This window comes from gamma proteobacterium symbiont of Lampromicra miyakona (assembly GCF_059730895.1).
This window is the reverse complement of sequence record NZ_AP035934.1, coordinates 181,612-203,991: the sequence shown is the minus strand read 5'-3', so window position 1 is coordinate 203,991 and position 22,380 is coordinate 181,612. Positions and strand designations below refer to the sequence as shown.

The window sequence follows — 22,380 nt, the reverse complement described above, 5'->3', positions numbered from 1 at the left end:
TTATTTTGCCAGTGTACATTTATGAATGCTTTGTGCAATATTTTTCTGTTTTTAGTGAAAAGTTGTACTGGCGGGTTGCGTGGATTTATTGTCACTTATTCTGCTTTTACAGGGGCTCAGGTAACATGCAGCGGGTGGAATGCCGCAAGCGCCCTGCCCTTTGCCTGCCTTAAATCTGACGTAAATGAGTGTGAAATAATAATGAAATTCCCATGCGGATTTCAATGTTAAATTGTTGATTTAAAATATTTTTATTTATTTATTTCAATGTGAAATTCCCAGCCGATTTACTGCCTACGCACGATTTAATTAGGATTTTAACGCGATTGTCAGATGCGTAGACACTCGCGGTTATAAGGCCACTATGGGCAAGCATTATGGGCAGTGAAAGGTAGTCTGGAGCTGATTCACCGCCAACAGGTTTCTGATTCCAGCATTCAAACCCGGGCTTGTAGAATTCGTAAAAGAAATGGAATGCTGTTTAGGACTTGATCTATCGTAGTGGCCTGATTAATCGCAGCGAAGATAATCTGCAAGTGTCAGATTCATAAGTATATCCATAGACACTAATTTTGAAGGGGGGCTCGCTGAGGCGACCGCCCCGCCACTGTTGCCGCTGACTTCACAACAGAGCCTGTAATCGTATTGGCAATCAGGGTGTCACACAGTAAAGGAGAGAGTGATTGCCGTCAGGCTGCAGAAGATGGCCTTGGCATAGCACCTTTGAAGTCACCCGTCACTTGCCAAATGCACCACTGAAAGTAGGGCTTCGCCCTGCCCTCTTTTATACAGGCAAAGGGATAGAAAGATTGAAAGTAATAATATCGACTCAGCTATCCTCTGAAAGGATGACAGTCAGTTTCAGAGAAGTTCAGGCATCTTAATAGCTTTGTTGCGGACAGTTGAAAAAAATGGCAGGGAGTGGTTTAGTAAACGTTAATAATCATTCACCTTCACTGCATAAGGCCCGTTAATTTGTCGCTACAGTCTGCAGAGTGGTTCAGCCGCAATGGCGTGGAATGCTCACGCGTCAGTGCCTGTAATGCTGGCTTCCCAAAACATCTTCATGATGAATATGTCATCAGCGCCAACCTGACGGGGGTGGAGGAAATCTGGCTGGCAGGTAAAACTGCATACGTTAAAAGTGGGCAGGTGACTTTATATAATCCGGGGACCATTCAGGCGTCGCGTTTTGACAGTCAGTCCGTTGATTTTATCAGCGTGCACATGCCCCAAAGCGTCATGAAGCTCCTGGCTGATGAGGACAATATATGCAGCGACAGCCAGGCGCCAGTTCTACGAGAAGGCATTATCGAAAATAGGCGGCTGTTTAATGCGCTGTACCGGTTTGCAGCTTCCGCGCGCGAAGGTGAAGGGGCAAATGAAGAGCAGGAGCTGATGTTGCTGTGCGGCGAACTACTGGAGAGCCCGGCATTACTGCAGGGCAATGATGAACAGAGAATTAACGTTGTGATTGAATACCTGAGAGAAAATCTCAGCGTAAAACCCCAGCTTGCTAGGCTTGCGCAAATGGCGGGGCTGAGTAAATATCACCTTGTGCGTTTTTTTACCCGGCATACAGGTATGCCGCCCCTGCAGTACCACATGCAGCTTCGCCTGCATCATGCTCGTGACTTACTTCGCAGAAACGTTCATCCACTTGATGCAGCAATAATGCTGGGTTTTTACGATCAGAGTCATTTCATTAATGCCTTTCGCAAAGTAATGGGGACGACGCCCCATCACTATGCTTCGCAGGTCTGTTCAGGCTACCATAAATTCCCGGTATCCTGACACAATGACATAGAGCGCAAAATAGCTGAAGATAAGGGCCGAGGCGATGTAGGAATATTTAAGCAGCCGCTGACCAAGCATTCTGCCGCCGAAGCTCCCGACAAGGCAAAGCACGGATGTCCAGAACATACCTGCAATAAAGAACCCGCTCAGAAACCACGATGTGCCAGTCAGGCTATGATGGCCCATCCGGGAAATCAGCGCACCGCCCACGGTGGCAAACCACAAGATGGCTGTGGGCGAGGACATGGCTAGCACAACACCCCGCCCGAACTCCCGCAGGAGCGGGCGGGCCTGATGAGATTCGGTTACATTAAGTTCTGCTGCCTTTCGGTATGCAGCCACCAGCATTTTACCGGCGAACCATAACAGCAGGGCTCCACCGCCTATCCATAGCACCCAGCGAACCACTTCATACTGAAGCAGCACTGCCATTCCTGCTAGCGCCAGTAATGCATAGGCCAGGTCACCGACGCAGGTACCCATACCCAGCCAGAATCCATGGAAATACCCTCGCTGCATGGCAAGGGTAATCATTGCGATATTGGCAATGCCGATATCGAGACACAGCGATAAACTTAGCAAAAATCCGTTTGAGAATTCGATCATAATATAAAACCTTTAATCTTCTGGTCGTATTCAATCATGTCGACCGTTTTGCCAAGCCGATTGAGCAGCATTGCAGCTTCTTCACGCTGATGATGCGGTGAATAACGTTGAAGGAACTCCACGGCTTTTCCGGTATCGCCCTGAAGAACAGAGTGAGTCATCGCACTGGCCAGCGCGGTTAAAGCAGGTTTAACCATGGCAACATCTACTTCATAATGGGTTCCATTCCAGTATAGGCACTGATGTTCCGTCAGCCATTTAAGCTGAATATACGCCGCACCGGCATCGGGATAGTCGCAGGGACCACGACGCAGATACCGAAGCATCTCCAGCATAAATACTCTCAACTGGTGCGTTTCATCCAACTGCAATGCCTGACGGGAATTCTCAGTCAGGCACATCAGAAGGCCAAACACGTCAGCCAGCGCCTCCTGAATGACCATGGATCCCCAACGGTCCTGCTTGCTCAGGCTGCCGAACCTCATTTTTTCAATGACAATGGAATGTCCCAAATCGTGACCTCTGAACCACGCAATCAAGTGACGGGCACAGATGCTGCTTTCCGGAATAACATTCTGTTGCCAGCCGAGCAGAGAAGCCTGGGTTCGGGCGAAACGTTCGAACAGATTGATATACGTATTTGCAAACACGATGGTGCGTTTTTGAGGCGCGTACTTGACACCCTCGTCTTCAGGGAAGAAATAAGCAAAGTGTTTTGGATAGCTGTTGGCTTCGCCGGCAATCGCAAACAGGTCAACGATTTTGTAACGGCAGCCGGGCAGGGCAATCAGCCGCTCATCAATTTGGCGCTGCAGCCAGGCTAGGTTATCTGAAAAAAGTTCGTCCACCACATCGGAAACTTCCTGCAGTCCGCGATTGGGTAATCCAAACCATGCGGAATAGTGCTGTGCCCTGGATTTTCCCACCCATGTCGACATATAACCAATACCCTGCACCAGCTCCTGTTCATCAAGACCGGCTATCTGCGGGAGCAGTTCGCCTGCGGTAAGGGGATCTGAAAGAACATCAGCGCGCAGTTGCAATGCTTTTCGGGTGTCCGGGTCAGTAAATTCCCGGGCGAGCTTAAAACAGATAATGCTGAGCTTTTCTTCAACGGACTGAAGCAATGTGGTGCCGGTTCGCGTGGCAACTGGATGGATATGATTTGCCGCATCGGCAAGCCGAGTAGCCTGATGGATAAGATCCAGCACAGCCGGAGAAAGTGAGTCTGGCAGAGGAATATCAATCATATGAATGTGATATGAATCAGCAGCAGGCCAGAATGGGGTCGTAAACATGAAATTCCCTTCCATAATGATTAACGAGACACTCACTTAACCAGTCCGCATGTTTTCGGTATTGGAAAGAATTGCGCTGTATCCTCAGATCAATTTAACGGGCAGGCATTCAGACAATAACAGTGTCTTGTTACTACTGAGAATGGGCCATATTAACCTCAAATTGAAGTCAGATATCGCCTGCCCGGCGGCGAATGCTTTTTCTTACATGAGAAGGGGAGGAAATATGTCAGACCTGACATTACGTCAGCAGAACGGTATTTTATTCATCATGGTTCCGAATGATGTGGCTGACCGGGCCGGCTGGACGCTTGGCATTCGGTTTAACGTCACCGTCGAGGGTGAGATAGTGTCACTGACACCTGCTTCGCGCCTGCCCCGCGGCCGTTAAACGCTGGCGCATCTGCTGTCCGGTATTGATCAGAGTGAGCTCAGCTATCTTAACGAAGAAAGTCACGACGGACTTAATGACGCGCCGCAGGGCAAAGAATCAATCTGAGGGTTCTGCGTGCAGGACATACATGGTGTTTAGCAGGCCGGGGCCTGACGCTTACCCTGAGCGCATTTAGTCGGCCTGATGCCCGACGTATTGAACTTATACGGCCTGCCGCCTGCTCGGGAATGAAAGCTTGGCTATAAATCATTTTGCTATGGTAGACAGAGGGCGGTATTGAAAAAATAGACTATGATATATACGATGTATAGACTGTAATGTATAAAGGTGGACATGTGTGGCTCGTTGAAACCACGGATTTATTCGCGGAATGGCTCAAAGAGCAGGACAGGGCGATGCAGCTGGATGTGCTTGCCGCACTGAACCTTCTGAAGCAGGAAGGTCCGCATCTTGGTCGGCCCCATGTGGATACGCTTTACGGCTCAAAAATCCCGAACATGAAAGAACTGAGGGTGCAGAGCAAAGGGCGGATCGTAAGAGGGTTCTTTGTGTTTGATCCTATGCGTAAAGCCATTGTCCTATGTGCGGGTAATAAAGAAGGCGCAGATGAAAAGCGCTTCTACAAAACCATGATCAAAACAGCGGAAAATGAGTACCACCGACATCTGGACCGACTGAAACGGAGCGGGAAATGAAAACGCTTGATGACCTGATGGCTGATCTGACACCTGAAGAACTCACTCAGGTACATGAAAAAGTCGCGGCAATGCGACTTGATTCTCAGCTGTATAAACTGCGTGAGGCGTTGTCGAAAACACAAAAGCAGCAGGCTGAAGCCATGGGTATTGCACAGCCTTCCGTTGCGGCTATTGAAGGGCGCGGTGAAGATCTGAAAATTGCCACGCTCAAACGTTATGTTGAAGCCCTTGGCGGTCAGCTGACGATTGGAGTTAATATGCCTGGCGGCGAGCACGTCGATTTTACCCTCTGACTGATGCTGATATCTGGAAGGTGCGTTAGCGGAAATACGCCTGACGCATTTTTTCGACAAGTGCCGGTGAGCGCTGACCCTGATAGTAACGCAAATCAAGGGTGTTATGCCCGGCTTCAGAGCCTGTTCGGTAGAAAATTTGCCATACGGGCCTCTCTGAAAAGAAAACAGGAGATATTCCGTTTGCTTTCCCGGCTATAATACGCGGGCAACTGAAATGTCATCCCAGCGCGTGGTCCATGCCGGCGAAAGCATCTCGCGTTTCATCTGCCACTAATTGCTGACACCCTGACGGGCAAACCACATGTGCCCCAGCCCGGACTGATTAATGCCGTCCAGCACCTTCATCAGCTGCGCGCTGTTTGCCTGCGGCTTATCCTCATCAAACAGGTTCAGCTGACTGACGCCGTTGGGCGTGAAGTCATCGAGAATTATGCCGGCCTTCGTGTAGCGCCGCCCGTCAAGCCAGATGCGGTCGAGCGATCGCATCGCCACCCCGATCACGTCCCGCGTATCCTGCGTGGGTAGGGTGAGGTTCTCGCCGGCGCTGTTGCCGTAAAAGACTTCTCCCTGCGCATGCGGGGAGGTCCGGATAAAAACGCTGATGCGCCGGCAGAACTGGCGCTCATTTCTCAGCTTCTCCGCCGCACGGGTGGCGTACTGACACAGCGCTTCCTGCATGGCCACTTTTGTCGTGATGCGCTCCCCAAAGGAGCGGCTGAAGACGATCTGCTGTTTCGCCGGCGCAAACTCTTCGAGGGGAATGCACGATTCCCCGTTGAGCTCTCGCACGGTGCGCTCGAGTACCACGCTGAAGTTTTTTCGGATGAGGGCAGAGGGCGTGCGCGCCAGCTGAAGGGCGTTTTCAATGCCCATCAGATTGAGCCGCCTGCCGATGCGCCGGCCAACCCCCCATATCTCCGCTACGGGCTGGTTTTCCAGCAGCGTTGCAGTGCGCTTCAGATTGCGCGGCGTCAGCGCCAGCACACCGTGGAACTGCGGCCACTCCTTGCTGGCCCACTGCGCCGACTTAGCCAGGGTTTTGGTCGGCCCCATGCCCACGCCGACGGTCAGGCCGGTCGTGGCCAGCACGTGCGCGCGCAGGCGCCGGTCGAAGTGTTCAAAGTCCTCACAGCCATCAATGCCGGTTAAATCAAGGAACATCACGTCAAAAGAGTACTGCTCGACCTTCGGCGTCATTTCCTCCAGGGCCATCATGATCCTGTTCGACAATGAGTGATTTATGTGGAATGGAAAATCTACAGGATTAGTTTGGATTGGAATGGCTGCTATGAGCGAGAAGCGGACATTTACATATTTGTTCCAGTGGCCAAATTTGGTGCACTACTACATACTCAAATCTCCCACATTGCAGGAGATTTGAGTATGGTTGTCCCTTATGCGCGAGAAGCTGACGTAGTGATATAAAAAAACCTGCTTTATGAGGTTAAAATAATTACTTCAACACACCTTTAACCCTCCTTCCTGTGATATCAGAGTCTGAAATCCATTTCCCACTCAGAGAAGTGCCAGGCTACTGGAATATTTTTCTTTAATAATCACTCAAAATAAATCAAACAATACTACAACCTTCATTGACCTTAAATTATCGTTGACGGGCGGCTGGTCAGAGGACAGAACCCATTTTCAGCGAAGCTGACAGCCATGCGAGTGGTGTCGCTTCTTAATCCCTGGTACCGGAGCTGAGATGGCTGGACAGGGATTCAGGGTTCTCAATCTCTCTACAAAAAACAGGCTTAGCGTAGGATATTTTCCGTTTTCCAAGTGGACCCCTATTTAATTTAATCAACCCGGTCCCTGCAACCTGGACCGCTCTCATTACGCCTGCTCCCGCCCTGATTTGCGGGACTGAACACCTGCGGAGCCAGCCGGATAAAGTCAGGCCGTGCTGCTGAACCTCCTGTCGGCTCCGCCGGGTTTTCTCAGGCCTGATGATGTCATAAAATGCCGTATTTCAGGGCCATTTTTTCATGTGGTCCGGCATGAAGGACGCGGCTTATGAATAACGACAACCTGAACGTCAGTCACCTGGCGTGGTGCGGCCTGATTGCGCTGCATACCGCCCGCCGCGACGGGCTCGTGACTTCACCCGCACAGGACAACCTGTTTCTGACCCGCTGGCTGGCCACCGCCGAAAAACAGCGTCGCTTTCCCCGGGCGCTGGCGAGTGACATCAGCTGGCTGCTGAAGGAGGGGCGAGAGAAGGGCCTGCGCGCCGACCTGCCCGGCAAGCTGGAATACCTGTGGCGCGCCGGAAACGGCCACCTGCAGGCGCAGAACGACCTGTTCCGGCTTCAGCACGCCCTGCACGCCGTGAAGCTCACCGGCTGGATTTATATGGTGCTGTCAGAAAACGAATGGAGTGGCCGCCGCCAGCTGCGGCTCAGCTCCTCCGTTTCCGGTGTTTATCTCAGGCGCAGCGCACTGGAAACCGGCTTTGATGAGCACGGACGGCAGCGCAGTCCCCTGCCTGTGCGCATCACCGGCGACCTGTCTGCGCTGGATAAGCTGCTGCAGCGTTCGGGCTGGCGCCGTGGAGCGGCCGGAGGTCCTGATGAACATCAGCATCTTCTCCTCGCGGACGGATTCAGTGCAGAGTGAAGGCAGGACGGAAAGCTGACGAACTTCTCAGACTACAGTGGACCTCCGCGCCGGCTCAGGTTTCACGGCGGGCGACCGGTAACAACACCCACGTAATCTGAATAATAAATCGTCTGATTTTACTCCCTGAACGGGGGAGCTGCCGGGCGGCACCCCACTTTTTCGGACGGCGGCCACGTGAGCGATGGCCCTGACAGGAACCACACTATGAACAGGCATGAAATGACGTCTCAGCTGTTTAGCAGCGCGGGCTACGATCCGACCACCGGCGTGCTGGAACTGGAGTACCGGAACGGCGCGTGCCGGCGCTGGCTCACGGTGCCGGCAAAGGTGTATCAGGCCTTTTGCGCGGCCGCGGACGGCGACGCATTTTTCAGGAGCAGCATCGGGGGGCGCTATATTTCCCTCCGGGGCAGCCTCAGCCTGCGGCGCGGCGTCTGACGCCATCATCTGCGCATAGGCATCATAGTCTTCCGCGGCCTGCTGCCGCCAGCGACGCACCGGTGCCCGGCGTTCAGCGCGCGCCCGGTAGCCGCAGCGCCGCTCGCGGGCCGCCCGGATTAGGGTCTCCTGCACCCACGCCCAGAACGCGCGCCCTGTGTGCGGTGTCACAGGGTAGCCCGCTTTTTTCATGATTTTCCGGGCGACGTTTTCGCTCCAGCTGCGGATGAGCGAAAAGGCACCGTGGATATCGCCGCGTGACGTCATGATATTTAATTCGTGAAATGTATTCATATTATCTGCTCCCTGACACGTAACTGTTATCGTCAGATTACGGAATATCTTCAGCTCTGATTTTATATTTATAATAGATTCATATTAACATGTTTATATTAATGACTGTCAGGTGTTAAAATCTGTTAACATTATTTTATAGCGGTAAAGGATAATGAAAAGACAGGCCTTAATCATGACGGCATTACTGACCCTTCCCCTTATTCACGGCGCGGAGGCCTCCGTAACGGCCGGCTTTTCGCCCGGGGGCTCGGCGCTGGATCTGATACTGCAGTTCACCGGCAGCGCGCGTCAGAGCGCCGACGTGGCGGCTTATGATTTTACCAGCCGGCCGGTGGCGCAGGCGATGTCAGCGGCCGTTGCGCGGGGCGTTAAGGTCCGGCTGGTCGCCGATGAAAAGAAAAGCCGGGACCGCTGGTCTCTTGTCAGCCAGCTCGCGTGCGCTGGCGTGGACGTGCGCCTTAACGGCATGTACAGCATCATGCACAACAAGTTTATTGTGGCCGACGGCAGTGCGGTGGAAACCGGCTCATTTAATTACACGTCTTCTGCTGAAAAAAGAAATGCGGAGAACGCGATGGTGATTAAAGACGAACCTGATATTGCCCGCCAGTATCAGGCTGAATTTAACCGGTTGTGGAATGAATCCTCACCGGTAATCTGCCCGGCAGCCGGCCTGAATTAAAATCACGCAGGTCGCATATTCAGCGTTCTTTACGGGAAGGGGGTTATGATGGCAGCAAAGAAAACGTATCCGGTCCGGTTCACCGGGCTGCGGGGCTCGCGGGAATGCGGTGCGGATTTCCGCAGCGCTGAGCCGGAGCAGTGGCAGCGCTGGCTGAAGCACGCGCGCGACAACAAGGCCACCACGGTGGTCACCTGCCTGTGCCATCCCCCGGAGGAAGACGCGCAGCGCCGGCGCCTGAAAGTGCATCTGTCACAGAAAACAGACCAGTGCTGGCTCGCCTCATGGGCTTTCTCCGGGCACGAGCACGCGCCAGACTGCCGATTTTACTCCGTCTGGCCGGATGAGCGACAGGCCGCCATCTATGCCCCTGACGTGGTCAAAGCGGCGGCGGATGGCCGGCTTGTGGTCCGCCTGCCCACCGGCCTGCAGAAGAAAGATGTTCCTGATAAAACCCGTAGTGCGCCTCCGGCCGGTGCCGGACCGGGGAGGCGGCGCCGGCAGCCCTCGATGCGCCTGCTGGGGCTGCTCCACCTGCTCTGGGAGCAGTCCGGCATCAACGTCTGGCATCCTGCATTCGATAAAAAGAAACGCTCGCCGGGCTGGGTGAGCTGGCGCCTGAATGAGACTGCCGCGCGCATCCGCATCGGCCGGATCCCGCTGCAGCAGTCGCTGATGCTGATGGCCATGAAGGATTCGCCGCAGGCTGCACAGAACCGGCAGACTGCGAAGGACGCCGGCAGCGCTTCCCGCCGCCTGATTTTTGTTTCGCAGCTGGCTGCCTGGAGCGACGCCGCCGAAGAACGGATGCAGCATACGCTTCCGCTGGGACTGTTTGCCGGTTTTCCGGCGCTGCAGCTGCCGGAAGACGTCAGGTCCCGTCTGACACGAAGCTTTTCGCGGGAGCTCGGAGACTGGCGACGCGGCGCCCGTACGATGCTCATCTGTGAAACCGAGCCGCCGGAGACCGCCTTTATACGTAAAGATGGCCGTAACGTGCCGCGAAGCAGCTGCAGGGTTATCGACGTGGCGCTGATGACCGTCAGTCCGCGCTATATTCCGCTGGACTCCCGCTATGAGGGCATGGTTGAGGCACGCCTGTGGGAGGAAAAGCGCACGTTCATCAAGCCGCTGCGCTACGACGGTGAAGAGGACGTTTTTCCGGACTTTGTGCTGAAGGACGTTTCCGGTGTGGATGCGCTGCCGATGGAGGTCTTCGGCATGATCACGCCGGAGTACCTGCAGCGTAAGCAGGTGAAAACGGCCCATTACGACAGGGAATACGGACCGGGTAACTGGTGGTACTGGACCGCTACTGAGCATTCCGAAGTGCCCGCCCTGCCTCCCCGATGAGTTTCGCATTCAGGGCACCTGCAATACGCTCTGGCTGCTCATGACTGGCCACCGGGAAGCTGACGGGATTTGGTTCAAACCAGACCAGCGCCCCAGAAATGATCATGCCTGTACCCTTTCAGCCATGCTTCGCCTGTCGGCTTGATTAAGGCTTGCCCTAGTGTATTGGGTTGACGTATTCGTCAAATTTGACTAATCTGGTCACAGAGCGAGAAGCCAACTGCATCAGGGTGCAACAGTTGGTGGAAGGACCCCATAGAATCCCTGAATTCTGTGCAAGGGTGAAACCTCTCACCTCCCGCCTGAAGGTGTAAAACAAACAGGCCCAGATTTCACAGGCCGCCATTGAAAAATGGCGGCTTTTTTAATGCCTTTTATAAAGCAAAGTACCCTGGCGATGTTTATTGAGGCTTTTCGCGTCAGTGTGCATGAAATTCCAGAGAACTTTACCTTCCCACGGTGCCACCACAACCAGCATCTGCTGTTTCTGCCGGTATGCGCCAATAAAAAGAAAGCGTACCTGATCGTCGTCATACATGGTTTCCCACACTTCATAAGGATTCGCCAGCGTATCCAGAGCGAGTAGCACGTAGCGTTCGCGTGCATCAAGACGCTTTTCAACGATATGTTCCAGCTTGTCTCTGAGAATACTGAGCGTACCGATGATTGTCTCTTTGGGGACGATCAACATTTCCGGTTCAGTGAAACCCATGTGCAGCTCCAGTAAAGTAACTGCGGCTTCAAGAGTGTCACCGGCTTCAATTTCTGGAGTAGGATCTAACCTGAATTCGCTTTCCAGTTCACGCAGGTCAGGAAGCCCTAAATCCCTGAAAGTGATCAACCCTTTTATTGCACGCGCCACGCTGCCCTTATCCTTCATCGGCTTACACGATAGGGCTATTCTACCATGTTATGCGATGTTCGGTTTTACAGGCGACTTACCGAATGCCTGGAGAAAGGTTTCACTAACCCGCCTAGCGAAGAACGAAGAGAAGTGGTACTAATCCTAATGCCTTTGTTCCTCCCTGTGTTGAGGTTAAGTAGGCTTGGGCGTTTTCCATAATGCCTCAAGGTAGTATGAAACTTTCTTTGCACACTCATACAGTAAGCTGAAAACACGGGGACTATCTGTCCCCGTGCAGGCAGACAAAAGGCTGGAGCAAGTTCAGGTCGACCCCGACAGGTGAACAGCATTACGCCTCAGAAGCACGCTCCGGTCAAGCATCCCGGCCCGGTTAAATGAACGACGACCTTAGTCTCGCACAGATATTTCAGAAATTAATACCTCTTCTTCAGACCACAAGTGCCGATAACTATCTGAAGGCCGTAGCACCCTCGCTCAGGCCGGGAAACGCTTCGGGGACAGCCGCATGAAATCCGTTACCAATGACCAGCTGGGGGCCGCCGTGTCTGACATGACGTTCTGCGCCGTATATCTGCTGTCCGCCGCCGGGGAAGTCCTGAGCTGGAACCGCGGCGCTCACCTGATTAAGGGCTGGGACAGCAGGGACATTACCGGGCTTCACTTTTCGGTCTTTTATGATGATGAGGAACAGGCCAGGGGCGTGCCGGAGGCGAACCTGGCGACCGCGCGTGAGCACGACCGTTTTGCCGGTGAGGGCTGGCGCCTGCGGTGGGACGGCAGCGTGTTCAGGGCATCCATAGAGATTGAATTTCTCAGTCCTGACAGTGATGAAGATGCAGCCTTCATCAAAATCGTGCGGGACATCTCGAACAGCTATCAGGAAAGAACAGCGCTGCGCCTTGCCCAACAGGTAATCATCAGGCGGGAAGGCGAGCTGGCGAACGGCGGTCGGCTTCTGGACGAAGTTTTCAGTCGTACCCCCTGCGCGCTCATCCTGTGTGATGCGGAATCAGGGGATATAACCCGCGCGAACCCGATGGCCGCCAACTCCCCCTGGCTCCGTAGAGTGGTGCTCAGCGGCAACGCCCTGAACTGCCGGCCTGGGGAACTGCCCGGAAATCTGGCTGCGGCGTTTCGGCGCGGCTTTAACCTCCACCCCGGCGACGGATTCAGTGAAACCCTGAATTCCGGGGAGCCGGTGCCAGAATTCGCGTTCAGGCTTGCCGCTGACAGATTCACCGCGGACAGCACGGGCGATACCGTTCTGTTTACCCTGCTGGACGTCACGGCTGAATATCAGGCCACCGCCACCGCCACGCACATGGCACTGCATGACCCGCTGACGGGGTTGCTTAACCGCCGCGGCCTGATGCCCGCGCTTGACGCACTCCTGCACAGCGGTACGCCCTTTGCCGTCATGGTGTCCGACATTGACCGGTTCAAAAGCGTCAATGACGTGCTGGGGCATCCTGCCGGGGATGCGCTCCTCGCCGAAGTGGCTGCGCGGCTGCGGTCATCCCTGCGGCTTGAAGACATTCTCGCCCGCACAGGCGGCGACGAATTCGTCGCGGTATTTCCCGGCGTGGACACGCCGGAGGCGGCGGGCGAAACGGCATCGCGCCTCGCGGCACGGCTGCGGGAGCCGTTCATGCTGGAGGACCGGAAGGTCATCTCCGGCTGCAGCTTCGGCGTCTGTCTTTTCCCCGGTCACGCGGCGGATGCGGAAGGCATGCTGTCGGCGGCGGACATCGCCCTGTACGCGGCCAAGTCCGGCGGGCGTAACGGCTGGGTGATTTTCACGGACCAGCTGGCCGCGACCGCGGCAGAGCGGTTCAGCCTGGAGAATGACCTGCGCGGCGCGCTCGGGAACGGCGAGCTGCAGCTCTTCTACCAGCCCGTTGTCAGCAGCGTCAGTGAGGACGTGGTGTCTTACGAAGCCCTGCTGCGCTGGCACCACCCCGTGAGAGGGAACGTTCCACCTGACGTGTTTATCCCGCTGGCCGAGGAGACTGGTCTTATTCATGAGGTTGGGGCATTCGCGCTGGCGCGGGCGTGTGCCGAAACGGCGGGCGGGCCGGGGGGGGAACGGGTGGCGGTGAACCTGTCTCCGCGGCAGTTCAGGGACCCGCGGCTGGCCGACAGCGTGAAAGATGTGCTTCTGCACAGCGGGCTCGATCCGGACAGGCTGGAGCTCGAAATCACCGAGTCCGCCCTGCTCGAAAATCCTGAAGACAGTTATCAGGTTATTCGTGAGTTCAGGGACGCGGGCATTCATGTCGTACTGGATGACTTTGGCACCGGCTTTTCTTCCCTGAGCCACCTCCGTTCCGGGCTGTTCAGCAAAATTAAAATTGACCGCTCATTCATCGGCGATCTTCAACATGATGCAGGGGCGGCCGCCATTGTCAGTTCCGTGCTTTCACTCTGTCGCCAGCTGCGGCTGGAAGTCACGGCTGAGGGCGTGGAAACCCCAGAGCAGGCAGAGTGGCTCAGGGCATACGGCTGTCCGCTGCTACAGGGGTTTCTCTACGGCAGGCCGGAACCGCACCGGATGCGGAAGAGCACTGTTGCAAAAATCAGCAGATGATAAGATGACTGGCACAGTTTTCTGACGGAGCAGCACATGAACCCATTTAAAGGACGGCATTTTTAGCGTGATATCATACTCTGGGCTGTACGCTGGTACTGCAAATACGGGATCAGCTACCGTTAGCTCCAGGAGATGCTGGCTGAGCGGGGTGTCAATGTCGATCACACCACCCTTTATCGCTGGGTGCAGCGCTACGCGCCTGAAATGGAGAAGCGACTGCGCTGGTACTGGCGTCAGCCTTCCGGCTTCTGTTCATGGCACCTGGATGAAACTTATATCAAAGTGAATGGCCGGTGGGCTTATCTGTACCGTGCAGTCGACAGCAGGGGCCGCACTGTCGATTTTTACCTTTCCCCGCATCGCAATACGAAGGCCGCGTACCGGTTTCTGGGTAAGATTTTAAACAACGTAAAACGGTGGCAAATCCCGCGCATCATCAATACGGACAAGGCCCCGACATACGCCCGGGCACTGGCGTTACTGAAACGTGAAGGGAAATGCCCGCCGGAGGTGGAGCACCGGCAAATCAAATACCGGAACAACGTTATCGAATGCGATCATGGCAAGCTGAAACGGATAATCAGCGCCACGCTGGGATTTAAATCGATGAAGACAGCTCACGCCACGATAAAAGGGATTGAAGTTATGCGTGCGCTGCGCAAAGGTCAGGCCGAATCATTTTATTTTGGACATGCCCTGGGCGAGGTGCGTCTGGTGAGCAGAGTCTTTGAACGATAGAGCTTTTCAATACCCCAAAAAACTACATCATCACGAACTTTGCAACAGTGCCTTTGCAGTACCAGCGAACGGCCCACAGGATGATAACGGAAGTGAAATGGCGGCCTTTGAACGGGTTCATAATCTGTGCCCCTGCAGGATACATTACCGAAGCGTATCAGCCTGCCGGTTTTTGCAACAGTGCCAGGCCGGGTGCTTATCCGCCACTACGGCGGGCTGGTGCCGGACGAAATCGTGCTGAATCAAGTGATGTTCCTGAAGGTGCAGGACGCGCCTTTTTTCAGCGGGCGCGTGGTTTCGGACGGCAGCTGCCATTTTTCTGTCTGACACAAATATTATGTTGAAGGCATACTGGTTGCATGGTTATTATTCCTGTGTCTGCTTTCACAATAAAAAATGGAAGTACCAGGTCTTTCCGCGCAGCCGGCTCCCGGCGCGCGTTTTTTTATTCCGGCTGACTCAGACTGTCGCTGCGGGAGGTCAGTGCGTCCGCGCCGGCAAAGCTTCGTGAAGAGGCCGAACATCCGCCCTTGACTGCAGCGTCCGCAGGCTGATGCGCTGCGGGAATGCCTCTGGCAGTTGTGCGTACGGCATCATTCCTGCATCCGGCGGTTGACGGCCTGCCCGGTGACGCGGGGGAAGCGGACAGCAGCCGTCGCGGGCCCGAACCCGGGCCGGTTCACTGTGAAGGAGGGGGGGGAGAAATCATGCCCGTACTGGCGGGATACTTTGTGGTTATCGCGGCCATACTGACCGGCTGTACGCTGTCGGGCGGCACCTTGTCCGCATTCATTCAGCCGGCCGAGCTGCTCATCATCGCCGGGGCGTCGGGCGGCACCTTTCTGGCCGGAAACACCGGGCCGGCCCTGCTTGCCGTGCTGCGCGCCCTGCCGGAGACCCTCCGGGGCAGCCGCTACGGTGCCGCGCTGGCTTCAGAGCTGCTCGCCCTGCTGTTTCACCTGCTGAGCCGCGCCCGCCACCGCGGCATGCTGGTGCTGGATGCGGAAATCATGCGCCCGCATGACAGCCCGCTTTTTCAGCGCTATCCGCGCGTCCTTGCTAATCCGCTTCTGCTGGCCTGCATCACGGACTGCCTGCGCCTGCGCCTGATGGGGAACCTGGACGACCGCGACATGGACGCGCTGCTGGCCATGGAGGCCGATACGCTGGAGCGCGAGCGCGAGGGGCCCGCCGGGGGGATTATCCGCCTGGCGGACGCCCTGCCCGCCTTCGGCATCGTGGCGGCCGTGCTGGGCGTGATTCACGCGCTGGGGTCAACGGACCGCGGCGCGCACGAGCTGGGCGCGCTGGTTGCCCAGGCCATGGTCGGGACCTTCCTGGGCATCCTGCTGTCCTACGGCTGCGTGGCGCCGCTGGCCGGCAGGCTGCGCCAGCAGTACGCGGAAACCGCGAGGATGATGCACTGCGTCCGGCTGGTGATGGTGGCGGACATGCGCGGCTGCGCGCCTCAGGTGGCGGTGGAGTCCGGGCGCAGGGCGCTGTACGCCGACGTGAGGCCGTCGTTCAGCGCGCTGGAGCAGACGCTCAGCGCGGTGCGGCAGGCTGAAAACTTCGCCGCCGTGGTTGAGCGAAAATACAATGGGAGTTTACGTGCGGGAGTCGATGATGGCGGGACGGTATGAGCTGAGGAAAGGCTGCGTGACCGGACACAGCGTCTGAACTGTCAGCTGCCCGTCAGGGGGTATACGTCCTGACGGGCAGTTGCCGCAACGCCGGGTGCCTTCCGGTGGGTAATAGTCAGGCACCATTAGCGCGTGACAAACGACAAAGCCTCACTCGCCGGGTGCTGCCCCGCAGTATAAGGGGGAAGTTCCGGCATTGAGAAAGTCTGCGGTGCCGGGTGCCTCCCGGTGAGTCAGAAAAGCTACAACCTGACCCGCTTTCCAGGGCAATGATCCGCCAACAGTAGCTTAGCCACTCCGCACAGGGAGATTCACCGCATTACGAATATATTACCTCAGTCAGTGCGGAACTATCCGGTAATATAAGCAGACTGAGTGGCGCTAATCAGGGTAATGTTGCAGAAATCAACCAGCTGATACGCTGCAGTAATGAATCCTTTCAGAGGCACAGATGATGAACACGTTCAGAAAAAGTAAGAATGAAGCGCATACTGAAGACTGACCACCGGACCCGTGTTAAAAAGCCCGCCCGTAAACCAGCCGATTCCGGGCAGGTAAGTCAGTCAGTGAAATTCGCGACACAGTTCATCGCGCGGCCACTTTCTCAGGAAACTGCCATCCCCTGAAGTGAAATCTGTTTATCCTGGTGACTGAAAGGTTTCGTGTTGCTTTTGTATCCGCTATGAACTACCAAAAGGGCGCGGGATGTCAGGTGCTGATGCGGCTTTGCAGGTGCATGAGGATAATCAGTATTAGCTTTCCCGACACGGGAACTTTCACTCCCGCTGCCCCGCAGAAAAAGCCGGACGTCCGCCCAGCGGAGCAAACGTCCGGAATTCTGCGGTACGGACAGAAGACGCAATAACTAATCGTTGGGTAGTGCCACGCCACAGCAGCCAGCGCGACGGTTAAATTATAACCAATCACGGCGACCGATGTGAAACCCGGATGTGTTGCGCCGGTTAGCAGATTGTGCGATCCATCTAAACTTTATCTGCATCAGCAGCATAGAATCTGCGGCAACGGCACACATTGACGCGGTGTGAAAGCTCCCAGTAATACTGGTTATGCATCCAGTATTGTTAAGAGTTATTATTTTAGCTGAAGTCCGGACATTTAAAACCAGCATCAACAATAGTGTGCGAGTACGCCCTATTGCGGCGGGCAGGGATGTTCAAAAAACGGCACTGTTGCAAAGTTAGTGATGAGGCAGCCTTTCGTGTGGTTAAAGGGGTTTGAGGTCCAGCCATACGAAAACGTACGGTAAGAGGAAAAATATCGTCTGAAAAATCGATTAGTAGGCAGTGCCGTCCATTAAGTGCCAATTTTTGATTAAAAAGACACCGTTTGGAGAGCGTTTTCCGATGTGTATTATATTTATATATATCATACAGTTACTTCAATAACGTACGTTTTCGTTCCATTGGCCTTCATACTCCATTTCCGGCGCATATAGCTTAACCCTGGATAAATCGTGGTGTGATCGACATTCACGCCGCGTTCGGCCAGCATTTCCTGCAGTTCGCGATAGTTGATGCCATATCTGCAGTACCAGCGTACCGCCCGGAGGATGATGTTGCGCTGAAAATTCCAACCTCTGAATACGTTCATGGGGCGCGTCACTGGTGAAAATGGGAAGAAAGTCTATCAGCGCCGCGATCTTTGCAACAGAGCTGTCATCTCTGCTTAGCTCCAACATAAAATCAACAATGGAGGCTTTTATTATTTTATTAACATCTTTTCAAAATGATAGGTAAGCGGCTCATGTAGACCGTCTGTCCGGTTGCCTCCCGTTGCGGGACAATAGTGTCCATCATTTTTAATGGACATTATCGCGTGAAAAACCGGATATGGATCATGGAGGCACTGCGCCTTCATTTCGATGAAAATCTTTCGCGAATAGAAGCGGGGCGCAGGTTAGGCATCCCCAAAACCACCGTCTGCGAACTCTTCGTTCGCTTTAAGAACGCTGGCCTGGTCTGGCCTCTGCCGGTCAGCGTCGATGCCAGAAACCTGGATAAACGCCTGTACCGGCAGGACTCCCGAAAATCGTCCGTTCTTCCCGTAGTTACCCCTGCCGCTGCTGAAACACCGGCAGTTCACAGGCGGCCACGCCGCCCCAACTTCCCCCGGGAGTTCAAAATCGCCCTGGTGGAGAAATCGATGATGCCGGGCGTCAGCGTGGCGCAGCTTGCCCGCGAAAATGACATCAATGACAATCTGCTGTTCAACTGGCGCCGGCTTTATCAGCAGGGGCTGTTGGGGACTCCGGCCAATACGCCAGCACTGTTCCCCGTGACGCTGACCGCTGCCGAAAGACCGGCTCCCACGCTGATACCCTCTGCGGAGGCGTCTTCCTGCTGCGAACTGGTTCTGCCCGCCGGTACGCTGCGTATCCGTGGGACACTCACACCGGAACTTCTGCAGATGCTTATCCGGGAAATGCAGGGAGGTCAGCGGTGATCTCCCTTCCTGCAGGTTCACGTATCTGGCTGGTCGCCGGCGTGACCGACATGCGTAACGGCTTCAACGGTCTGACCTCCCGGGTTCAGAACGTCCTTAAAGATGAACCGTACTCCGGCCACCTCTTCATCTTCCGCGGACGCCGGGGTGACATGATAAAGGTACTGTGGGCAGACCGGGACGGCCTGTGCCTGTTCACCAAACGTCTGGAGCGTGGGCGCTTCGTCTGGCCGGTCACCCGCGAGGGCAAAGTGCACCTGACGCCGGCTCAGCTGGCGATGCTGCTGGAAGGCATTAACTGGAAGCACCCGCAGCGGACGGAACGCCCTGGCCTGCGCATATGAGTTGCAGTAAAGTCAGCACATGGCACGCTCACTCTCCGACGAAAATGCCCGTCTCCGGGCGCTGCTGGACACGCAGCAGCACACCATCCGCCAGATGGCGGAGTATAACCGCCTGCTCTCACGGCGGGTGGCGGCGTACGCCAGCGAAATCAACCGGCTGAAGGCGCTGGTTGCTAAGCTGCAGCGTATGCAGTTCGGCAAAAGCTCCGAAAAACTGCGTGAGAAAACGGCCCGCCAGGTGCGCGAGGCGGAGGAGCGCATCAGCGCGCTGCAGGAGGAGATGGCGGAGGTGCTGGGTGAACAGCATGACCCGGTACTCCCGCAGTCGCTGCGACAGTCTTCCGCCCGTAAACCGCTGCCGTCCTCGCTTCCCCGCGAAACCATAACGCTGCAGCCGGAAGAAACGGTCTGTCCGGCGTGCGGCGGTGAACTCAGTGCGCTGGGCTGTGACGTGTCGGAGCAGCTGGATCTCATCAGCAGCGCCTTTAAGGTCATCGAAACGCAGCGGCCGAAGCTGGCCTGCTGCCGCTGTGACCACATCGTTCAGGCAGCCATGCCGTCAAAACCCATCGAGCGCAGCTACGCGGGTCCCGGACTGCTGGCGCGCATCGTCGCGGCAAAGTTCGCAGAGCACACGCCTCATTATCGTCAGTCGGAAATATACAGTCGTCAGGGCGTGGAGCTGAGCCGTGCCACGCTGGGGCGCTGGTCCGGGGCGGTCAGCGAACTGCTGGAGCCACTGTATGAGCTGCTGCGTCAGTACGTGCTGATGCCGGGCAAGGTCCATACCGACGATATCCCGGTGCCGGTTCAGGAACCGGGCAGCGGCAAAACCCGGACGGCCCGGCTGTGGGCGTACGTACGGGACGATCGCAACGCGGGGTCGCAGCTCCCGGCGGCGGTGTGGTTCGCGTACTCGCCGGACCGTAAGGGCGTTCATCCACAACAGCATCTCGCCGGGTACAGCGGTATCCTGCAGGCGGACGCGTACGGGGGCTACAATGCCCTGTACGAAGACGGCCGCATTACGGAAGCGGCCTGCATGGCGCACGCCCAGAGGAAAATCCACGACGTCCATTCCCGCACGCCGACCGACGTCACCACCGAAGCGCTGAAGCGCATCGGCGAGCTGTATGCCATCGAGGCGGAGATACGCGGAAGCCCGGCAGAGGAACGACTGGCGGTCCGGAAAGCGCAGACCGTGCCGCTGATGCTGTCGCTGTACGACTGGATACAGGTTCAGATGAAGGTGCTGTCGCGCCACTCGGATACGGCAAAGGCGTTCGCCTACCTGCTGAAGCAGTGGGACGCACTGAACCTGTACTGCAGCAACGGGTGGGCGGAAATCGACAACAACATCGCGGAAAACGCGCTGCGGTGTGTCGCCCTGGGCCGGAAGAACTGGCTCTTCGCCGGTTCAGACGCAGGTGGGGAGCGTGCAGCGGTTCTGTACTCGCTGATCGGCACCTGCCGGCTGAACGGTGTGGAGCCGGAGGCGTGGCTGCGTTACGTCATCGGCCACATCCAGGACTGGCCGGTGAACCGGCTGCGCGATCTGCTGCCATGGAAGGTCGATCTCACCGCAATTTAAACGTCAATACGGTCTACATGAGCCGCTTACGCGTCTTTGCCATCCTTCAAATTTTATTGTTACGGTCAGATATGGTTATCTCCCGCACCCGGTATCGGGTAACCTTAAGTTTAGGTCCGTATCGGTATCTGATGTGAGGAATTGTCCGTTCTGTGACTTAAGCGTAAAAACGACCCGTCACGGGGCCGACAAAAGTGTGGAACCCACCGTCTCAGTCATGCTGTCGTCCACGCACTGCCGGCAGATGGAGGCCCGTACTCTCAGGCGCTGTGACGCAATCTGATACGCCTGCCGGTAACTGATGGCGGAGCCCAGAAACCGGCGCTCCGGGTGGACTTAGGGGCATGCGCACCCCTTCACGTGCAGCCGGTCCTGCTGCCCCATCCTGAGCAGATAATAAAACTGCCACATATTCACCTCCTTCCCTGTTAAAGCAGCCACTGTATGCCCGGTTATATGACGGACGGAATTAATTTTCTGTCGCGATTTAAGCAGGCCAAAAAAGAGCGTAATATCCGGCGGTAAAAATATGTGCATAAAACCGGCAGTTATTTTGGGAGTATTTGTTTCCAAAGTCAGTTTAGTGCTGTAACATGACTGTCGTTCGCGCTTCATTTTCTCACGCTCTTTATACTCCTGCACCTTCTGCAGGGCACGCCTCCTTCCCGGACACACTGATGCCTTACCACTCAAACGACACCGTGTGCGGCTTTGCCGGCATACTGCCTGAAACCCTGCGCCGCTGGCGCCGCGCCGGACTGGTGGCCACGCCCGGCCGCCCAGGCTACACCGACGCACAGCTCTCTGCGGTGCTGCGGGTGCGCGACCTGACGGCGGAGGGGCACCGGCTCTGCGACGTTTACGCCGTGATGCAGTGGCCCGCGCTGACCCTCTCTGGCGGCTGGGCCTTCCGCGAAGAGGAGATGCTGCTGCTTCTGCAGCGCAGTACGGATCAGGATGTGCAGAATGAGATGCGGAAAATGGCAACGGACTACTGCACTGAGGACTTCATCAACCGCTACCTGCGGCCGCTGAACCTGTGGCTGCGCAGCGACCTCAGCAGCGAAGCCGCCGGCAGGCTGGGCCGCTTCCACCGGTCGGTGCTTGAGCAGTGGCGCATCATGTCCGTGGCGGCCGCCGGGCGCCGGTGCGTACCCCTGTTCCTCGAGCCCGTCAGCGTGACCGACGGAACTGAAATCTGGATGGAGGCCATACGGCTGACCGGTCAGGGATTTCGCGTGGAAGTGGCGGCGCAAGGTCAGCACACGGCTCGCCGGCGCCATGAGCATCATCTGATGTGGTGCGGTAACGGCATCAGCGCGGCGGAGCTGCAGCGATTTCGTCTCCGGTGCGAAACGGGAGAATGCGTGATGCTCACCGGCCCCGATACCGGCCTGCGGGTCGATGCGCCGGAACGGTATACTCCGTAAAAAAACAGCCCACCTGAGACGGGTCTGCATGAGTTCTGGCAGGTACAGGGTATGGTCCGGTGGAGGAACACCGGACCGTAAGCCCGGCAGACGATCCATTTCTGTGCCAGCGGCGGACGGTCACTCTGAGTGAGCTAGGCATTATGCAGATTACATACCACGTGGATTATCAGTACAAGTTACCCGGTGATGACAGGCCGGTGGCGAGCGGCAGCGTGATGCGCAGCTCAAGCTC

The 22,380-nt window shown here is 56.1% G+C and carries 18 protein-coding genes and 4 pseudogenes; 16 read left to right on the top strand and 6 right to left on the bottom strand.

All coding sequences use genetic code 11. The features are described 5' to 3' along the window. Nucleotides 1-975: 975 nt before the first annotated feature. On the top strand, nt 976-1,794 hold the full coding sequence (locus AC6I8P_RS23835; protein ID WP_059012900.1) for a helix-turn-helix transcriptional regulator: 819 nt from the start codon (nt 976-978) through the stop codon (nt 1,792-1,794). On the opposite strand, the gene AC6I8P_RS23830 is transcribed toward AC6I8P_RS23835, so the two are convergent. Both AC6I8P_RS23830 and AC6I8P_RS23825 read right to left on the bottom strand, forming a co-directional pair. Beyond that, complete coding sequence (locus AC6I8P_RS23830) at nt 1,765-2,403, bottom strand: LysE family transporter (protein ID WP_498030204.1); 639 nt, start codon at nt 2,401-2,403, stop codon at nt 1,765-1,767. The two genes, AC6I8P_RS23835 and AC6I8P_RS23830, sit on opposite strands and share 30 nt — an antisense overlap. Further along, nucleotides 2,400-3,701, bottom strand: coding sequence for a DUF8614 domain-containing protein (locus tag AC6I8P_RS23825; protein ID WP_059012904.1), 1,302 nt, complete (start codon nt 3,699-3,701; stop codon nt 2,400-2,402). The genes AC6I8P_RS23830 and AC6I8P_RS23825 overlap by 4 nt, the downstream gene beginning before the upstream one ends. A gap of 49 nt (nt 3,702-3,750) precedes the next feature. Between AC6I8P_RS23825 and AC6I8P_RS23820 the strand changes: the two genes are divergently transcribed. From AC6I8P_RS23820 to AC6I8P_RS23810, 3 genes are all read left to right on the top strand, one after another. Continuing rightward, nucleotides 3,751-4,092, top strand: a complete 342-nt coding sequence (locus AC6I8P_RS23820; protein ID WP_082678710.1) for a hypothetical protein — start codon at nt 3,751-3,753, stop codon at nt 4,090-4,092. 338 nt (nt 4,093-4,430) lie between these two features. Next, a complete protein-coding gene (locus AC6I8P_RS23815) occupies nt 4,431-4,790 on the top strand; it encodes a type II toxin-antitoxin system RelE/ParE family toxin (protein WP_059012906.1) in 360 nt (119 codons plus the stop codon). After that, a complete protein-coding gene (locus AC6I8P_RS23810) occupies nt 4,787-5,086 on the top strand; it encodes an XRE family transcriptional regulator (RefSeq protein ID WP_059012908.1) in 300 nt (99 codons plus the stop codon). Before AC6I8P_RS23815 ends, AC6I8P_RS23810 begins: the two co-directional genes overlap by 4 nt. A 195-nt stretch (nt 5,087-5,281) precedes the next feature. On the opposite strand, the pseudogene umuC reads toward AC6I8P_RS23810, so the two are convergent. Continuing rightward, nucleotides 5,282-6,325: pseudogene (gene umuC, locus AC6I8P_RS23805) on the bottom strand (translesion error-prone DNA polymerase V subunit UmuC); the annotation flags it as partial. Between the two features lie 780 nt (nt 6,326-7,105). Here umuC and AC6I8P_RS23800 point away from each other — a divergent pair. The 4 genes from AC6I8P_RS23800 to AC6I8P_RS23785 all read left to right on the top strand — a co-directional run bounded on the left by AC6I8P_RS23800 (nt 7,106) and on the right by AC6I8P_RS23785 (nt 10,481). After that, nucleotides 7,106-7,708 (top strand): DUF2913 family protein, encoded by a 603-nt coding sequence (locus tag AC6I8P_RS23800; RefSeq protein ID WP_059012916.1) that lies wholly within the window; start codon nt 7,106-7,108, stop codon nt 7,706-7,708. Nucleotides 7,709-7,915: 207 nt separating this feature from the next. Next, on the top strand, nt 7,916-8,149 hold the full coding sequence (locus AC6I8P_RS23795; protein ID WP_059012914.1) for a KTSC domain-containing protein: 234 nt from the start codon (nt 7,916-7,918) through the stop codon (nt 8,147-8,149). Nucleotides 8,150-8,618: 469 nt separating this feature from the next. After that, nucleotides 8,619-9,128, top strand: a complete 510-nt coding sequence (locus AC6I8P_RS23790) for a phospholipase D family nuclease (protein ID WP_230201161.1) — start codon at nt 8,619-8,621, stop codon at nt 9,126-9,128. Between the two features lie 45 nt (nt 9,129-9,173). Continuing rightward, nucleotides 9,174-10,481 (top strand): DUF1173 family protein, encoded by a 1,308-nt coding sequence (locus tag AC6I8P_RS23785; protein ID WP_230201160.1) that lies wholly within the window; start codon nt 9,174-9,176, stop codon nt 10,479-10,481. Nucleotides 10,482-10,845: 364 nt separating this feature from the next. On the opposite strand, the gene AC6I8P_RS23780 is transcribed toward AC6I8P_RS23785, so the two are convergent. Further along, the gene (locus AC6I8P_RS23780) at nt 10,846-11,361 is read right to left on the bottom strand and encodes a PBECR2 nuclease fold domain-containing protein (protein ID WP_064511426.1); all 516 of its coding nucleotides are present in this window, start codon (nt 11,359-11,361) and stop codon (nt 10,846-10,848) included. A 490-nt stretch (nt 11,362-11,851) separates the two neighbouring features. Between AC6I8P_RS23780 and AC6I8P_RS23775 the strand changes: the two genes are divergently transcribed. Together AC6I8P_RS23775 and AC6I8P_RS23770 are read left to right on the top strand one after the other, a co-directional pair. Next, entirely contained in the window at nt 11,852-13,933 is a 2,082-nt protein-coding gene (locus AC6I8P_RS23775) for a putative bifunctional diguanylate cyclase/phosphodiesterase (RefSeq protein WP_498031372.1), read from the top strand. Nucleotides 13,934-14,005: 72 nt separating this feature from the next. Beyond that, nucleotides 14,006-14,674, top strand: a pseudogene (locus AC6I8P_RS23770) (IS6 family transposase). A gap of 52 nt (nt 14,675-14,726) precedes the next feature. Here the strand turns inward: AC6I8P_RS23770 and AC6I8P_RS23765 are convergent. After that, a pseudogene (locus AC6I8P_RS23765) lies at nt 14,727-14,795 on the bottom strand (hypothetical protein); the annotation flags it as partial. Between the two features lie 5 nt (nt 14,796-14,800). Between AC6I8P_RS23765 and AC6I8P_RS23760 the strand changes: the two are divergent. Beyond that, the gene (locus AC6I8P_RS23760; RefSeq protein ID WP_059013117.1) at nt 14,801-15,001 is read left to right on the top strand and encodes a hypothetical protein; all 201 of its coding nucleotides are present in this window, start codon (nt 14,801-14,803) and stop codon (nt 14,999-15,001) included. Between the two features lie 380 nt (nt 15,002-15,381). After that, nucleotides 15,382-16,317, top strand: a complete 936-nt coding sequence (gene motA / locus AC6I8P_RS23755) for a flagellar motor stator protein MotA (protein WP_498013351.1) — start codon at nt 15,382-15,384, stop codon at nt 16,315-16,317. Between the two features lie 1,420 nt (nt 16,318-17,737). Here the strand turns inward: motA and AC6I8P_RS23750 are convergent. Next, nucleotides 17,738-17,928: pseudogene (locus AC6I8P_RS23750) on the bottom strand (IS6 family transposase); the annotation flags it as partial. A gap of 195 nt (nt 17,929-18,123) precedes the next feature. On the opposite strand from AC6I8P_RS23750, the gene tnpA reads away from it, so the two are divergent. The 4 genes from tnpA to AC6I8P_RS23730 all read left to right on the top strand — a co-directional run bounded on the left by tnpA (nt 18,124) and on the right by AC6I8P_RS23730 (nt 22,145). Next, nucleotides 18,124-18,780 carry an IS66-like element accessory protein TnpA gene (tnpA, locus tag AC6I8P_RS23745; protein ID WP_498031371.1) on the top strand — a complete coding sequence of 219 codons (657 nt, stop codon included), beginning with the start codon at nt 18,124-18,126 and terminating at the stop codon, nt 18,778-18,780. Beyond that, entirely contained in the window at nt 18,777-19,124 is a 348-nt protein-coding gene (gene tnpB / locus AC6I8P_RS23740; protein WP_059013119.1) for an IS66 family insertion sequence element accessory protein TnpB, read from the top strand. Before tnpA ends, tnpB begins: the two co-directional genes overlap by 4 nt. Before the next feature lie 19 nt (nt 19,125-19,143). Continuing rightward, entirely contained in the window at nt 19,144-20,715 is a 1,572-nt protein-coding gene (gene tnpC, locus AC6I8P_RS23735) for an IS66 family transposase (RefSeq protein ID WP_498013349.1), read from the top strand. A gap of 677 nt (nt 20,716-21,392) precedes the next feature. Then, nucleotides 21,393-22,145 carry a hypothetical protein gene (locus AC6I8P_RS23730; protein ID WP_059012391.1) on the top strand — a complete coding sequence of 251 codons (753 nt, stop codon included), beginning with the start codon at nt 21,393-21,395 and terminating at the stop codon, nt 22,143-22,145. Nucleotides 22,146-22,380: the final 235 nt, after the last annotated feature.